The organism is Streptomyces sp. NPDC028928, assembly GCF_055564915.1.
Map to the genome: position 1 here is coordinate 826906 of NZ_JBVHVI010000001.1, position 15933 is coordinate 842838.

Sequence of the window (15933 nt, forward strand, 5' to 3'; positions counted from 1 at the left end):
CGACCTGCACCGACCCCCCGCCGGAGAGCTTGCCGGAAGGTCGTATGAATCCGGACCCGGCAGACGAGTGATCGAACGGCCCCGGGTGTGCAATGCTCATCGCGTGACGAGCGAGCCTCTGCCTCCGGTGGGCCGCGACGCCAACGCAGATCTGGCGGCGCTGGCCAAGGTCGTCGCTCGGCAGCGCGCGGAGATGGAACGGCTGCGGGACCTGGCCGCGACCTCGGCGGTCCTGGAGCGGGCCAAGGGCGTGCTGATGGCCGTCACCGGCTGTACCCCGAACGCGGCCCACGAGGAGCTGGCCCAGCGCGCCCGGGACGGCAACCGCACCCTCCTCGAACAGTGCTGGCTCACTCTGGGCGGCCTGCCGCCCAGGACACAGCCCGCCGCCCCGGCCGCGCCCCCGCTCACCGCCCTCGGCTCCGTCGGCTCCGCCGGGAGTGCGCCGGCCGGCACCACGGACCTGGCGGACGTGCTCGGCCGCATCGGCCGTGACCTGGTCCAGGTCGGCTCGCCGCACGAACTGGCCGGCTGCCTGCTGGACCACCTCGCGCCCGAGGCGGACGCCGACGCGGTGATGCTGTACGAGCGGCTGCCCGAGGGCGGGCTGGGGCTCATCGGCTACGCCGGCATCGAGCCCACCCTCGCCGCCCAGTGGCGCCAGGTGCCCCCGCTGACCGGCGTGGCCGCGCTGGACGCCGTACAGTCCGGGGAACCCCTCTGGCTGGAGGACCTCGCCACCGACCGCACCCGGTACCTGCTCATCGGGGATCCCCCGGAGCGGTGGCTGAGCCGGGCCTGGCTGCCCGTGCCGGCCGGGGACGCCGCGCACGTCGCCCTCGGGGTGCTGCGCCGGCGGGGCGGGCCGTTCGCGCCGCGCGAGCGGGAGCTGCTGCGGGCCGTGGCCCGGCTGTGCGCGGGCCGGCTATGGGTTTTCGACAGCCCGCAGAACGCGGCGCCGGGGGATGTCGCCCACACCGTGCAGGCGGTGTTCGACGCGCTGCCGGGCGCGGCCATCCTGCTGACCCCGCTGCGCGCCCCCTCCGGCGAGGTGGAGGACTACCGCATCGACGCCGCCACCCCGGAGGCGGTCGACGTGTTCGGCCGGACCGGCCGGGAGATGGTCGGCACACACGTCCTGGAGAGCTACCCGTCGGTCGCGGGCGAACCGCTGTGGCAGGGCTACCTGCGGGCCCTGGAGACCGGGCTCCCCTTCGAGGCCGAGCCGTTCGCCTACCAGGACGTGGTCGACGACGTGCCCGTGACCGCCACCTACACGGTGCGGGCGGCCCCGCTCGGCGAGGGCCTGGTGGTGACCTGGCTGCGGCACGACCCGGTGGACCGGCAGGAGCAGCGCCTCGCCGACGTGCAGCGGCTCGGCAACCTGGGCTGGGCGAACTGGAACCTGGTCACCCAGGAGGCGTCCTGGGCCGCGCAGACGTACGCCGTGCTCGGCCGGCGGCCCGGGCAGGGGCCGGTGCCGCTGGAGGAGCTGCCCCGCCTGGCCCTCGCCGAGGACACCGGGCCGCTGACCCGCGCGATCGACGAACTCGTCTCCGAGGGGCGGCCGTTCGACGTACCATTCCGGATCGAGGCGCCCACGGGCGTCCGGCATCTGCGGATGGTCGCGGAGGCCGTCACCGCGCCCGACGGGACGCCGGTCGAGGTCCACGGCTTCGTCCAGGACCTCACCGCGCAGCGCAGCGCGGAACTCGCGCTGGTGGAGAGCGAACGCGCGATGCTCCTGCAGCGCGGCATCCTCCAGGCCGAGCGGGCCCTGGCCGCCCGGCTCCAGCACGCCCTGCTGCCGCTGCCGAGCAAGCCGGTGCGGCTGGCCGGACTGCGCGTCGAGGTCGCCTACCTGCCCGCCCAGGCCGGCATCCACGTCGGCGGCGACTGGTTCAGCGCCATCGAACTGCCCGACTCCGACGCGCTGTTCGTGGTCGGTGACGTGGCGGGCCACGGCATCGGCGCGGTGGCCACCATGGCCCAGCTCAGATTCACCGCGAAGGGCATGGTCAGCACCGGCTCCTCGCTCACCGGGGCGCTGGCGCGGCTCAACCAGCTGCTGCTGCACTCCCGCGACAGCCAGACCACCGCCACCATGGTGCTGGCCCGCTACGACCCCGACCGGCACGTCCTGGCCTGGGCGCAGGCCGGGCACCCGCCGCCGCTGCTGGTGCGCCGGGGCGAGGTGCGCTTCCTCGACCGGCCCGGCGGCATGCTGCTCGGCGCGATGTCCGCGCCCGCCTACGAGTCGCGGGAACTGCGGCTGGAACCCGGTGACCGGCTGCTGCTGTACACCGACGGCCTGGTCGAACGCCCCGGCGAGGGCCTCGACGCCGGCTTCGACCGGCTGGCCGAGGCGGTGCGCACGCACGGCTGCGGCGACTCCGGCTCCCTGGAGGCACTGCTCGCGACGATGCTGGCGGACGAACGGCGGGACGACGTGTGCGTGCTGGACATCCGGAGGCCCCTGGAGGAGGAGCAGGACGCGGCGGACGGCTGACGGCGCCGCTCAGTCGACGGGGTGGCCGGCGTCGATGGTGACGGCGTCGGAGAGCCGCAGCAGCGGCCCGCCCCGCCCCTCGCCCCACTGGACCGGGTCGAGCACGAAACCGACGTGGTCGCCGCCGTCGGTGCGGTGCAGGATGGTGCCGACGAACCAGGCCGCCGCGTCCTGAAGGACGAGGGCGCCGCCGTGCTCCTCCCGCCAGTCGAGCCGCGCGAACTTGTCGGTCTCGTCGCCCGTCTCGCCGCCGAAGAGTTCCGCGAGATCCCGCTGGTCGCGGCCGAGCAGATGGACGGCGAGGTACTGGGCGGCGCGGGCGACCCGGTAGGTGTGGTTGACCTTGGACAGCCACACGGCGAAGCGGAGCGGCTGGATGGAGCACTGCGAGGCGAACCCGACGAGGCAGCCGGCGCGCTCACCGCCCGCCACGGCGGTGACCACGCACATGTCCGGGTCGAGTCGCTCGAAGAAGGCGCTCGGCTCGGCCGCCCGGCCGCCCGTGCCGCTGTCGTCCGCCATGCCGTTGCTCTCCCGTCCGCCGCCGCTCGGTCCCGTCCTCTCATGCATCGTCGCCGAAGCCGGTGCGGGACTCCAGCGCACGGCGCGTGTCGTCGCCGTAGACGCCCGTCTCGTCGCCGCTGATGCCGTACCAGAGCTGGAAGCGGGCCACGGCCTCGGTGAGCGTGGTGTCGTAGGTGCCGCTGGTGGAGCCGCCGCGGTAGACGTCCGGGACGCGCAGCAGGCGTTGCTGGAGGTCGGCGACGTCGGGGCCGGCGTCGCCCTGGCGGAGGACGCCGGGGCCGTCGGGGTCGGTCGCGGCGGTGGAGGCGACCGATGCGGTGGGGGCCGGCGGGGCCGGTGCGGTGGCGGACGGGGCTGTCGCCGCCGGCGCCGAGGAGGCTGAGGGAGCCGAGGAGGCGGACGGGGCCGGGCGGGCGGTCGCGGCGGCCTGCTGGCGGCCGGGGAGCAGCAGGGCTGCGGCGAACCCGACGAGCGCGGCCGCCGCCAGGGCCACGGCGACGACGGCCCGACGCGGGCCCGGGCCGGAGCCGGGGGTGGCCGTGGCGGGTCCGGCCGTGGGGACGGGCGGGAGTTGCTGGGTGTCGGCCTCCGCGAGGGGCTCGTACGTCGCGGGGCCGGGCGTCACGTGCTCGGGCCGGAAGTCGCGCATCAGCTCGGCGAGGGCGTCGAAGCGGCGGAGCCGCAGGACCCGGACGGGCTCCAGAACCGGCCCGGGCGGCGGTTGTTCGGGGTCGGGCGGTGTCGGCACCTGGCTCTCCTTCCGTCCCGCGGATACGGGGGCTTCCACGGCCCCGTGCTCAGATACGGCGCCCGTCGCGACCCCGTTCAGCAGCCCCGTCCCGGCGCCCCTCCCCCAACCAAACGATCGATACGATCAATTCGGCAAGAAGTGTTGAGCGTTTGAACAAGTGGGTGCTAGAAAGCGCCGTCATGACGACTCCCTGGTCCCGTCCCTCGTCCCGTCCATGGCCCCGTTCCTGGTCACGCCGTGCCTTCCTGGCCGCCGGTTCCGGCACCGCCGCAGCCCTGGGGCTCGGCACCACCCGCGCGGCCGCCGCCGCGGACGAGTTCGCGACGCTCCGGGCGAAGTGGCGCACCCTGATCCTCGGCGAGGGCTTCGACCCCGCCGCCGAACCGTTCCGGTCCCGGCTCGCCGACCTGGGCGACACGGCGGGCCGGTACCTCGCCGCGATGGCCCCCGCCCCCGGCTCCCTGTGGCCGGACCTGGCCTACGCCGACCCGGAGCCCGACACGGACCAGGAGTCGTACGGCTACTCGGGCAACATGAACACCAGTTGCACCCGGCTGAGCACGCTCGCGCAGGCGTACTGCCAGCCGGGCACCGGGCTGACCGGCGACCCCGGCCTGCGCGACGCGATCGTCACCGGGCTGGACCACCTCCACGACGACGTCTACCACGCGGGCCAGACCCGGTACGGCAACTGGTACAGCTGGCAGATCGGCGCCCCGCAGGCGCTGCTGGACGTGTGCGTGCTCATGTACGACGCCCTGTCGGCGGCGCAGCTCACGAACTACCTGGCCGCGGTGGACCACTTCGTGCCCGACTCGGCGGTGGCGAGCTACAGCGGGACCAGTACGGGCGCGAACCGGGTCGACCTGTGCCGGGTGCTGGCGCTGCGCGGTGTCGTCGGGGCGAGTGCGGCCAAGGTGGCGCTGGCCCGTGACGCCCTCTCCCCCGTCTTCCCGTACGTGACCTCGGGGGACGGCCTGTACACCGACGGTTCCTTCATCCAGCACACGTCGGTGCCGTACACCGGCTCCTACGGCTCGGTGCTGCTCGGCGGACTGGGCCTGCTGTTCGCCCTGCTGACCGGGTCCCGCTGGGAGGTGACGGACCCGCAGCGGCAGATCGTGTTCGACGCGGTGGAGAACGCGTGGGCGCCGTTCCTCTACAACGGGCTGGTGATGGACGGCGTGGCGGGCCGGGCCATCAGCCGGGGCATCGCGGCGGCGGACCCGAAGGGGATCCAGCAGGACGACCATCTGCGCGGCCACCCCGTCCTGGCCTCGATCGTGCTGCTCGGGCAGGGCGCGAGCGCGGCGGAGAACGCGCGCTGGCGGGGGCTGGTGAAGGGCTGGATGCAGCGCGACTACTACAGCCCGCCGCTCGCCGACCCGATGCTGGGCCTGCCGCACCTGGCCCGGCTGCGGGGTGTGCGGGACGACGGGTCGGTGCCGGCGGTGGCCGAGCCGGCCGGGCACCGGCTGTTCCCGTGCATGGCGCGGGCCACCCACCGCCGGCCCGGCTGGGCGGCCTCGCTGAGCATGGCGGACCGCAGGATCACCTACTACGAGACCGGCAACGGCGAGAACCTGCGCGGCTGGCACACCGGTGCGGGGATGCTGTACTGGTGGGGCGACACGTTCGCCAACGGCCAGTACAGCGACGCCTTCTGGCCCACCGTCGACCCGTACCGGCTGCCGGGTACGACCGTCTCCCGCACGGTGCTGGCGGACGCGGCGGGCGGTGACTGGGGCGCGGCGAAGCCGGACGTGAACTGGGTGGGCGGCGCGACCGACGGACAGCGGGCCGCGGTCGGCCAGTACCTGAAGGGCCTGCAGTCGACCCTGGTCGCCAAGAAGTCCTGGTTCTTCCTGGACGACACCGTCGTCTGTCTGGGCGCGGGCATCACCTGCACCGACGGCACCGCGGTGGAGACGACGGTCGACAACCGCAACCTCGGTCCCACCGGCGGCGCCCCGTTCACGGCGGACGGAACGGTCAAGCCCACCGCCTACCCGTGGTCGGAGACGCTCACCGGGACCAAGTGGGCGCACATCGGCGGGCACGGCGGCTATGTCTTCCCGGGCGGGGCGACGGTGCGGGCGCTGCGCGAGGCCCGGGACGGCAGCTGGAGCACGATCAACAAGGGCGGCTCCACGACCGTCGTGACCCGCAGGTACCTGACCCTGTACGTCGATCACGGCACCGACCCGGCCGGCGCCTCGTACGCGTACCAGTTGCTGCCCGGCGCGACGGCCGCCCGTACGCAGGCGCGGGCCGCGGACACCCGGTGGCTGACCGTGCTCGCCAACACGAACAGCCGGCAGGGCGTGGCGGTCACTTCGCTCGGTTTCACCGGAGTGAACTTCTGGCTGGGCGGAACGGTCGGAACGCTCACCGCGAGCGATCCGTGCTGCGTGATGATCAGTGAGCGCGCCGACGGTACCGCGGTGATCGCCGTGAGCGATCCGATGCGGATGCGGACCGGTCTGACCCTGACCTGGCGGCGGACGGTCACGGCGGTGACGTCCGCGCCGGCCACGCTCGCCTCGGCGGCCACCGGTTCGTCGCTGACCCTGACCTTCGGCGATCTGACCGGGACGGCGGGCGCCACCCAGCGGGTCACGGTCAGGCTGGGCTGAGCGCCCCCTGCGCGAACCGGTTCAGGGACGCCGTGAACGCGGTGACGAAGGCGTCCCTGGCCTCCTCCTCCAGCGCGTCCAGCGACAGATAGGGGTTGAGGTCCTCCAGTTCGACCAGCAGCAGGCCGCCGTCGGGGGCGCGGCAGGCGTCGACGCGCTGGATGCCGTGGCCGAGGTCGTTCCAGTCGATGAACCGGCGCGCGAACTCCAGGTCGGCGGCGGTGGCCGCGTACGGCTTCAGCTCCCAGCGGCGCTCGGGGTCGGGGGCGTACAGGGCGTACTGGAAGTCGTCGTCGACGAAGTAGAAGGAGACCTCGTAGGCGAAGTCGACGCAGGGCTGGATCAGGACGTCGCCGGCGGCGAGTCCGGCGAGCCGGCTGCCGGGGACGATCCGCAGGCCGAGGGAGTCCGCGCCGAACTTCGGCTTCACCACGTACCGTTCGGCGGCCGGCAGCCGGTCCAGGTCCTCGACGCGGTCGACGGTCGGGATCACGGGGTAGCCGGCGGAGGTCAGATCGAGCAGGTACCGCTTGCCGGCCATGTCGGCCTTCCCGGTGAGCGGGTTGTACACCCGGGTGCCGGCGGCGAGCGCCCGGGCGCGGAAGTCCTCGTACTCCTTCTGGTAGCCGAGGACGGGTCCGCTGTTGCGGACGACGACGGCGTCGAAGCCGTCCATCAGGGCCGCCGCGTCCAGCGGATGGCACAGGGCGAGGTCGAAGTGGGCGCGCAGCCGGGAGGTGAGGTGGATGTCCTCGTCGCAGTAGCGGCGCCCGCGGGCCTGGTACGCCAGGTCGGTGACGTACAGCAGGCGGGGGCGGGCGGCGGGCATGGGGGCTCCTCGGGGACGGGGCGGTGCGGTGCGGGGGCGGTTCGGGTCGGGTCGGTGGTGGCGGTGGCGGTGGCGGTGGCGGTGGCGGTGGCGGTGGCGGTGGCGGAGAAAGGTTACGCCGCAGGGTGCGGGGGTCTTCCGGCGCCCCCGGCGACCGCCCGCGCTCCCCCTTCCCTCAGAGACCGGCCGCCCACAGTTCGGTGATGCCGAGGCCGGTCAGTTTGCGGCGGACCGTGCGGCCCGGTGCGGTCTCGATCGGTGTGTACGACGGGACGGCGAGCACCCGGCAGCCGGCCGCCTCGGCCGCGGTGACGCCGGTGGGTGAGTCCTCGACGGCGAGGCAGGCGGCCGGGTCGGTGCCGAGGGCGCGGGCCGCGGCGAGGTAGGGGTCGGGGGCGGGCTTGGTGCGGGGGGTCTCGCCGGCGGCGACGGTGGCCGCGAACGCGGGGGCGCCCTGCGCGTCCAGCCGCTTCAGGACGGCGTCCACGACGGGCCGCGGGGACGCCGACACCACGGCCGCCGGGATGTCCGACTCGTGGAGGAGGGCGAGGAGTTCCAGGGCTCCGGGCAGCGGAGCGGCCTCCTGCTGGACGGCGGTGGCGAAGCGGTCCTCCAGGCCGGCGGCGAGCGGGCCGGGGTCGGTGCCGGTGAGGGTGTGCAGGTGGGCGGCGGTGTCGGCGACGGAACGGCCGAGGGTGGCGAAGAGGTCGTCCGTGGTGATCCCGGGTGCGGTCTCGCGGACGGTGCGCAGCCACAGGGACTCGGTGTCGGCGAGGGTGCCGTCGAGGTCGAGCAGGACGGCGTGCGGGCGGGCCGCGAAGGGGCGGCCGTCCAGGGTCCAGTGGCGGTCGGGGTGGCGGCCGAGTGCGGCGTAGACCTGGGCTGCGACGTCGGCGTGCCGGACGGGCCGCCGCGGGGCCGTGCCGATGCCGGGGCCGGCGGCGGCCAGCCAGGCGGTGCGTTCGGCGGCGGACCGGCCGCCGTGTCCGCCCGCCTGCGCATGCCCGTGGTCGGTGACGACGAGGTAGGTCCACTCCTCCGCCTCGAAGCCGGGGCGGGAGCGTACGGCGTCGAGCAGCCGGCCGAGGCGGGTGTCGGCGCGGCGCACGGCCGTGTCGTAGGCCTCCGCGCAGCCGAGGACGTGGGCGGTCTCGTCGGGTGCGCCGAGGTAGACGAAGGAGGCGTCGACGTCGTCCTCGGCGAGGACGCGTGCGGCTGCCTCGGTGATGCGTTCGTCGCACTCGTCCCAGGCCTCGGGGGTGTCGGCGCGCGGGGCGATGTACACCGTGCGGGAGGGTGCGCGGAAGAGGGGGCCGCCGTCGCGGGGCTGGAGCAGGGGGCGCCAGCCGGCGGCGACGAAGGTGCGCCGGCCGTCGTGGTGGTCGAGCCGGGTGGTGAAGTCGGGGAAGACGTCGAGGCGGTGGCCGGTGAGGTCGTTGCTCCACACGCCGTGTTTGGCGACGTTCACCCCGGTGACGACGGTCGCCCAGCAGGGGCCGGACATGGTCGGGGTGGCGTCGTCCACCTCGACCGGGGTGAGGAAACCGTCGGTGGTGAGGGCGTCGAGGTGCGGGGTGGGCAGGCGGCGCAGGGTGTCCAGGCGGACGCCGTCGATGCCGACGACGAGGACGCGGCGGTCGGGCATGAAGCTCCTTTGCTCGCACGGTGGCGGGGCGTCTTGCGGCCGTCTTTGTGGCCGTCTTTGTGGCCGTCTTGCGGCCGTCTTGCGGCCGTCTTATGCGGAGCGGGTCAGTTCCTCGGGGCCGACGCCGTGGGCGAAGGGCAGACCGCCGGCGTAGCGGGTGACTTCGTCGATGGCCCAGTCGGTCATGCGGCCCAGTTCGGTGCCGAGGGATCCGGCGATGTGAGGGGTGAGCAGGACGTTCGGCAGCGTGTAGAGGGGGGAGCCGGCGGGGGGTGTGGCGGGCTCGGTGACGTCGAGTACGGCGTTGAGGCGGCCGGTGAGCAGGTGCGGGAGGAGGGCGTCGGTGTCGACCAGGGAGCCGCGGGCGGTGTTGACGAGGGTCGCCCCGTCCTTGAGGAGGGCCAGTCGGCGGGCGTCGAACATGTGCCGCGTCTCGGGGAGTTGGGGCGCGTGGATGGTCACGACGTCGCTGCGGGCGGCGAGTTCGTCCAGTCCGGCCGGTTCGGCGCCCAGGGCGCGGGCCCGTGCGGGGTCGAGGTAGGGGTCGTGCAGCAGGACGTGCAGGTCGAACGGGCGGAGCAGGCCGAGCAGGCGGCGGCCGACGCGGGAGGCGCCGACGACGCCGACGGTGCGCCGGTAGTTGCCGTGCCCGCGGTAGTACGGCAGGAGGGCGGGCGGGGTGCGGGTGCGGGTGTAGGAGCGGGCGATGTCCACGACCCGTTTGCCCGCGAACAGGATGGCGGCCAGGGTGAACTCGGCGACCGGGACGGCGTTGGCCTCGGCCGCGGAGGACACGGTGATGCCGCGCTTCCAGACGGCGTCGGTGACATGGTGCTTGACGGAGCCGGCCGCGTGGACGACGGCCCGCAGCCGGGGCATGCGGCGCAGCGCGTCCTCCGTGAGCGGGGGCGCTCCCCAGTGGGTGAAGAGCACTTCGGCGTGGGCGAGGCGGGCGGTGTGCGCCGGGTCGGCGTCGGTGACCGTGTTGATCGCGGTGATCGTCGTGGTCGTGTCGACGCGGGCGACGGTGCGGAGCCGGTCGAGGTGACCGTCGGCGAGCAGGGTCCGGTGGATGTCGGTGCCCATGGCGAGGACGGTGCGCGGGCGGGAGCGAGGGCGCGGGTGGGCTGGAGTCTGGGTCTGGGTCTGGGTCTGGGTCACGGTCACCTTCACTTCACCGCGCCGGCGGTCAGGCCGGAGCGCCAGAAGCGCTGCAGGCAGACGAAGGCGGCGATCAGCGGGAGGACGGCCACGAGCGAGCCGGTGATCACGAGCGCGTAGTACTCGGGCTGCTGCTGGGTGACGCTGTTCCACATGAACAGGCCCAGGTTGACCGGGTAGAGGTGATCGTCGTTGAGCATGACGAGCGCGCCGAAGAAATTGTTCCAGCTGGCCGTGAAGGAGAACAGGAAGATCGTCATGAAGCCGGGCGCGAGCATGGGCAGTCCGATACGGGCGAAGGTGCGCAGTTCGCCGGCGCCGTCGACGCGGGCGGCCTCCAGCACCTCGTCGGGTACGTAGCCCTCGGAGAAGACCCGGGCGAGGTAGACGCCGAACGGGTTGACGAGGGCGGGCAGCAGCAGCGCCCCGTAGGTGTTGACGACGCCGGCCTTGGTGGCGAGCAGGTACATGGGCAGCTGGATGACGGTGCTCGGGACGAGGACGCCGCCGAGGACCAGTCCGAACAGCTTCTCCTTGCCCCGGAAGTCGTACTTGTCGAAGGCGTAGCCGGTGGCGACGCAAATGAGGCTGGAGGCGGCGGAGCCGACGACGGAGTAGAGCACGCTGTTGCCGAACCAGCGCAGGTAGATGCCGTCGTCGAAGGTGAACAGCCGGTGCAGGTTGGCGAGGAGGTTCAGGTCGCCGAGGGCGAAGCCGGAGGTGGCGAAGAGGTCGCGGTGGTTCTTGGTGGCGGCGATGAGGAGCCAGCTGACCGGCATGAGGGTGTAGCAGGCGGCGAGGATCAGCAGTCCGTTGACGACGCCCTTGGAGAGAAGGACGGGCACCGGGGTGCGGCGGCGGGTGCCGGGCCGGCCACCGGGTCGGGCGCGCCGGCCGGTGGCGGACCGGCGGGCGGGGGTGGGGGCGGGTTTCGGATGGGTGAGGGTGGTCATGCCGCCGCCTTCCAGCGGTTTCCGAGCCGGGTGACGATGAGGGAGAGGACGATGCCGAGCGCGGCGAGCAGCAGGGAGCCGGCCGCCGCGATGCCGTAGTCGTGCTGGACGAAGCCGGCTTTCCAGATGAACAGGGTGGGCGACCACTCGGTGTCGATCGAGGGTGCTCCGCGCTGGTTCAGCAGCTTCGGTTCGGTGAAGATCTGGATGGCGCCGACACAGGTGAACAGGACGGTCATGACGATCGCCGAGGCGATCATCGGGATCTTGATGCGCAGGGCGGTGCGCAGGGCACCGGCTCCGTCCATGACGGCCGCTTCGATCACTTCGCGCGGGACGGCCTGCAGGGCGGCGTAGAAGATGACCGTGTTGTAGCCGGTCCACTGCCAGGCGGACAGGTTGACCATCGAGAGCAGGACGTGATCGTTCGCGTAGAAGTCCCAGGTGACGCCGGCCGTTTCGAGCCAGTCGAGCACGGGGCTCAGACCCGGGGTGTAGAGGTAGATCCAGATGATCGAGGCGATCAGTCCGGGAATCGCGTGCGGCAGGAAGAGCGCCAACTGGAAGAAACGTTTCGCGCGGGCGAGGGCGGAGTCCACGAGCAGGGCGAGAGCGAGGGAGCCCCCGATCATCACCGGGATGTAGAGGGCGCAGTAGAGCGCGATGTGCGCGAAGGAGTCACGGAAGCCGGCGTCGGAGAGGGCTGCGGTGTAGTTGGCGAGCCCGGCGAACACCCGCTGTGTGCCGCCGAAGCCGAGCCCGGAGGAGCGTTCCTGGAACAGGCTCATCCAGAGTGCGTATCCGATCGGCGCGATCATGACGAGGGCGAACAGCAGGAAGAAGGGCGCGATGAGAACGGCTGCGGCTTGACGCCGCGCCCGTTGGTCCTGGTAGCGGTGGCCGGTCGGTGGGCCGGCGGGGCGGGCCGAGGGGGCTGACACGGCGGCTCCTTGGGGCGGGGGCGGTGGGTGTGGGGGTGGGTGTGGGCCCGGATGCGCGGGGCGGGGCAGGGGCGGGAGCGGGGCGACGAAGGCCGGAGGCGTCGCGTGTGCCGGTTCCGGTGGTGCTGTCGGCAGGCGAGGTGTGCCCCCGCCCCGGGACGCCTGCCGCCGGCGCGGAGCTCGCTGCGGCCGACGCTCCCCCTGTCCCCGGCCGCTCTCCGCCGGGGCTACTTCGTGAGCTTCAGACCCCGGTCGGCGATGCCTGAGCGGGCCTGGTCCTCGCCCGCCTCGACGCCTGCGGTGAAGTCCGACTTGGCGGTGGTGTCCTGGATGGCGGTGTAGACGTCCATCTGGTCGGGACCCCAGGTCCAGCCGGGGACGATGGTGTCGGCCTGCCGGGAGGCGAGGGAGTAGAGGTCCTGGCCGTTGAAGTAGGCGGTGTCGAACTTCGCCGCGGCGACCTTGCGCATGTCCGGGTCGGCGGGCAGCGCGCTGCTCGGGGACTGGAGGTCGGCGAGCCGGGCCTCGACGCCGGCCTTGTTCGTGGTGAGCCAGGTGATGAACTCGGCGGCGGCCTCGGGGTGTTCGCTGCCTTTGAGGACGCCGTAGGAGGTGCCGCCGTAGTTGCCGGCGGCGGGGGTGCCCCAGTTGGGCAGGGGGGCCGCGGCCCACTTGCCCTTGAGGTCGGGCAGGGCGGTCTTCATGCCGCCGGCCGACCAGGAGGCGCCGAGGAAGGCCAGCGTCCTGCCCTCGGCGCGGGCCTTGGTCTCCTCGGGGCTGTAGCCGGTGAAGGTCTGCACGAGGTCGTCCTTGACGAGACCGTCCCAGTAGGCGGTGACCTTCTTGGTGGCGGCGTCGTCCACGCCGGTCTTCCAGGCGTCGCCCTCGGTGCCGAACCACTTGCCGCCCGCCTGCCAGGCGAGTGCGGCCAGCAGGGCCGGGTCGTTCTTCGGGATGGAGGCGAGGCGGACGTTCTTGTCCCGCTGCTTGACCTTCTCGGCCGCCTGACGGAAGTCGTCCCAGGTCTTGGGGACGGTGAGGCCGTACTTCTCGAACAGGTCGGTGCGGTAGTAGAAGATCTGCGGCGCGATGTCGTAGGGGACGGTCCAGGTCCGGCCGCCGAAGGTCACCAGCGACTGGACAGGCTTCGGAAATTTCGTCTTGACCGTTTCACCGGCGTACTTGGTCAAGTCGATCAGATTGCCCTGGCTGGCGAACTCGGGGACCATCTGGTACTCGATCGTGGCGACGTCGGGCGCGTTGCCGGCCTTCACGGCGTTGGCCAGCTTGCTGTACCCCTCGGTGCCGCTGGGGATCTCGGTGAATCTGACCTGGATGTCCTGGTGGGACCTGTTGAACGCGTCGACGGTCGACTTGGCGCCGAGGGTCCAGGTCCAGTAGTCGATGGTCACCGGCTTGCCGTCGGACGCGGCGTCGGTCGAGCTGTCACCGCCGCCGCAGGCGGTGGCGAGCAGCCCCAGGGCGGTGACGGTGGCGGCGGTGACTGTGCGAAACGATCGTGACGTACGCGTCATGGCACGGCTCCTGTGAGACCTCGTACGGGAAGAGGCGGTCGCAGGACATCCTTTGTGCGCATCCGATCAACGTCAAGAGCGTTCGACCGAGATAATCAAAACGATCGCGGCGCGCTCAGTTCGTGAGCGGTTCGCGCGGACCGGCTCAGGAAGCCGCAGCAGGCGGTCGCCCACCGCAGGAGGAGCGGATGCGCAACTCCGGGAGGAGGTCGAGGTGTCGGCGGGGCCCGGCCGGCAGGTCGCCGTTGCGTTCGGCGATGCGGCGCAACAGCAGCTCGGCGGCGAGTTCGCCCACCGCGTGGGTGGGCGGGGCGACGGCGGTGAGGGGGACGTCGGCGAGTCCGGCGACCTGGTCGTCGTAGGCGATGAGGGCGAGGTCGTCGGGGACGCGGATACCGCGTGCCTGGAGCCGGGGCACGAGCACGATGGCGTCCTCGTCGCTGTGCACCAGTGCGGCGGTGACGCCGCGTTCGCGGACGGCCTCCACCAGGTAGTCGACGGAGGCCTCGTAGTCGCCGTGTTCGCGGACGCTGGGGGCGCCGCGGTCGATGCCGATGCCGCGGGCGCGGACGGCGGCCTCGAACCCGGCGCTGATCCGCTCGGCGTGCGGGCCTTCCTGGAGGACGGCGGTGATGCGGCGGTGGCCGAGGGCGGCGAAGTGGCCGACGGCCGCGGCGGCGCCGTGCGCGCGGTCGGTGCGGACCCGGTCGAGTTCGGCGGCGGGGTTGCCGGGCGGGGCGGAGCGTTCGACCAGGACGCTGGGCACCCCGCACTCCACGAGCCACTTCTCCTGCCCGTCGGCGGGGACGCCGCCGAACCAGCTGGGCGCCGCCAGCAGCCCCTGCGCGCCGCCCGCGACGAGGTGCTCCGCCTGCACGGAGTCCTCGGTGTCGACGTAGCCGGAGACGCCGAGGACGAGGCGTCCGCCGTGGGCGCCGACGGCCTCGCGGGCGCCGCGCACGATGTCGGCGAAGATGGACACGGTGGTCGGCACGATCATGCCGATCACGGCGCCTTCGGCGGTCCCGGTGCGTTCGTCGCCGGCGGCGGCCGGAGTCGTGGCGCGGGTGCGGTCGCCGGGCCAGACCACCGCTCCGTGCAGCCGCTGCACCCGGCCCTGGGCCGCGAGGGTCTCCACGTCGCGGCGCAGGGTGACCGCGGAGACGCCGAGCTCGGCCGCCAGTTCGGCCACGCGGATGCTGCCTCGCTCCCGGACGAGTTCGAGCACCCGCTCGTGGCGTTGATCGACGTGCAGTCGCATGGGGCTCCCCCTGGCGCGGTGGTCCGGGCTCGGTGATCCGGAGACGTTCTTTTTCTGGCCCCCATCGTATCGATCGGTTCCATTCAATTCGATCGCTCCGGTGTTCGGGTGGCTCACCTCAGAAGCACTCAGTTCCCTCATCAGCGTGCTCCCGCTGCACTGAGTGTCACGAAACCGGTCCGGGTGCTACGTTCCCGTCCATGAGCTCCAGCAGCGCGGCGCCGGCCGCGAAGCCGCCGATCCGGGACGCCCTGGTGGCGGCGGCCTTCCGGCTCTTCCTGGAACGCGGGTACGAGCAGACCACCGTGGACGACATCGTGGCCCTGGCCGGGGTGGGCCGGCGTTCGTTCTTCCGTTACTTCCCCTCCAAGGAGGACGTGGTCTTCCCCGACCACGAGCGCTGTCTGGCCGACATGACCGCCTTTCTCGCGGCGGGCGGCGCCGAGCACGAGCCGGTACGGCGGGTGTGCGACGCGGCCCGGCTGGTGCTGCGGATGTACGCCGAGAACCCGACCTTCTCCGTGCAGCGCTACCGCCTCACCCGGAAGGTGCCGGGCCTGCGCGCGTACGAGCTGTCGGTGGTGTGGCGCTACGAACGCGCGCTCGCCGAGTACCTGCGCGCGCGGTTCGCGGGACGGCCCGACGGGACCCTGCGCGCCGACGTGATCGCGGCCGCGGTCGTCGCCGCGCACAACAACGCGCTGCGCTCCTGGCTGCGCTCGGACGGCAAGGGCGACCCGGGCGCGGCGGTGGACCACGCGCTGGGGTACGTGCAGATGACGTTCGGCCGGTCGGCGACCACCCCGGCCATGACCCCCCAGGCCACGACCCCCCAGGCCACGACCCCCCAGGCCGCGGCCGCCCCGACGTCGACCACCCGGGCGACAGCCACCCCGGCCGCGGCCGCCTGGATCGGCCCCGGCGGCGCCGAGGCCTCGACGGGGCAGCCCGACGACGTGGTCGTGCTGGTGTCCCGCCGGGACGCCCCGCTGTGGCGGATGGTGCAGGAACTGGAGACGGCCCTCGGCCGCACCTGACCCGCCGGGGATGCCCGCCGGCGACAATTCTGGGTACCGAGTGCCTTTACGAGTGACACTCAGTGCCATACCCTGTCGGCGTGCGCGGTGGCACGGCAACCGTGCACACGCGTGCGCGGTCCGCGCCGGGCACGCGGGAGGCCGAGCGCA

Annotated in this window: 12 protein-coding genes; 3 read left to right on the forward strand and 9 right to left on the reverse strand. The window is 73.1% G+C overall.

Annotated elements, in window-relative coordinates; all coding sequences use genetic code 11:
• The first annotated feature begins 193 nt into the window (after nt 1–193).
• Nucleotides 194–2509 carry a SpoIIE family protein phosphatase gene (locus tag ACZ4U1_RS03735; protein WP_467900067.1) on the forward strand — a complete coding sequence of 772 codons (2316 nt, stop codon included), beginning with the start codon at nt 194–196 and terminating at the stop codon, nt 2507–2509.
• A gap of 9 nt (nt 2510–2518) precedes the next feature.
• Here ACZ4U1_RS03735 and ACZ4U1_RS03740 read toward each other — a convergent pair whose 3' ends face one another.
• Both ACZ4U1_RS03740 and ACZ4U1_RS03745 read right to left on the reverse strand, forming a co-directional pair.
• On the reverse strand, nt 2519–3031 hold the full coding sequence (locus ACZ4U1_RS03740; protein WP_467899166.1) for a flavin reductase family protein: 513 nt from the start codon (nt 3029–3031) through the stop codon (nt 2519–2521).
• A gap of 40 nt (nt 3032–3071) precedes the next feature.
• Nucleotides 3072–3782 (reverse strand): peptidoglycan-binding protein, encoded by a 711-nt coding sequence (locus tag ACZ4U1_RS03745; RefSeq protein WP_467899168.1) that lies wholly within the window; start codon nt 3780–3782, stop codon nt 3072–3074.
• A gap of 182 nt (nt 3783–3964) precedes the next feature.
• On the opposite strand from ACZ4U1_RS03745, the gene ACZ4U1_RS03750 reads away from it, so the two are divergent.
• Nucleotides 3965–6421 (forward strand): polysaccharide lyase 8 family protein, encoded by a 2457-nt coding sequence (locus tag ACZ4U1_RS03750; protein WP_467899170.1) that lies wholly within the window; start codon nt 3965–3967, stop codon nt 6419–6421.
• Here the strand turns inward: ACZ4U1_RS03750 and ACZ4U1_RS03755 are convergent.
• From ACZ4U1_RS03755 to ACZ4U1_RS03785, 7 genes are all read right to left on the reverse strand, one after another.
• A complete protein-coding gene (locus ACZ4U1_RS03755; RefSeq protein WP_467899172.1) occupies nt 6408–7250 on the reverse strand; it encodes an ATP-grasp domain-containing protein in 843 nt (280 codons plus the stop codon). The two genes, ACZ4U1_RS03750 and ACZ4U1_RS03755, sit on opposite strands and share 14 nt — an antisense overlap.
• 175 nt (nt 7251–7425) lie before the next feature.
• Entirely contained in the window at nt 7426–8895 is a 1470-nt protein-coding gene (locus tag ACZ4U1_RS03760) for an HAD-IA family hydrolase (protein WP_467899173.1), read from the reverse strand.
• Nucleotides 8896–8985: 90 nt separating this feature from the next.
• A complete protein-coding gene (locus ACZ4U1_RS03765; RefSeq protein ID WP_467900069.1) occupies nt 8986–9981 on the reverse strand; it encodes a hydroxyacid dehydrogenase in 996 nt (331 codons plus the stop codon).
• A gap of 83 nt (nt 9982–10064) precedes the next feature.
• Complete coding sequence (locus tag ACZ4U1_RS03770) at nt 10065–11009, reverse strand: carbohydrate ABC transporter permease (RefSeq protein WP_467899175.1); 945 nt, start codon at nt 11007–11009, stop codon at nt 10065–10067.
• Complete coding sequence (locus tag ACZ4U1_RS03775) at nt 11006–11827, reverse strand: carbohydrate ABC transporter permease (RefSeq protein ID WP_467900070.1); 822 nt, start codon at nt 11825–11827, stop codon at nt 11006–11008. Before ACZ4U1_RS03775 ends, ACZ4U1_RS03770 begins: the two co-directional genes overlap by 4 nt.
• Nucleotides 11828–12177: 350 nt before the next feature.
• Nucleotides 12178–13485, reverse strand: coding sequence for an ABC transporter substrate-binding protein (locus tag ACZ4U1_RS03780; RefSeq protein WP_467899177.1), 1308 nt, complete (start codon nt 13483–13485; stop codon nt 12178–12180).
• Between the two features lie 145 nt (nt 13486–13630).
• Nucleotides 13631–14746: a substrate-binding domain-containing protein gene (locus ACZ4U1_RS03785; protein ID WP_467899180.1), complete on the reverse strand. Its 1116-nt coding sequence runs from the start codon at nt 14744–14746 to the stop codon at nt 13631–13633.
• A 200-nt stretch (nt 14747–14946) separates the two neighbouring features.
• On the opposite strand from ACZ4U1_RS03785, the gene ACZ4U1_RS03790 reads away from it, so the two are divergent.
• Complete coding sequence (locus ACZ4U1_RS03790; RefSeq protein ID WP_467899182.1) at nt 14947–15783, forward strand: TetR family transcriptional regulator; 837 nt, start codon at nt 14947–14949, stop codon at nt 15781–15783.
• Nucleotides 15784–15933 lie beyond the last annotated feature (150 nt).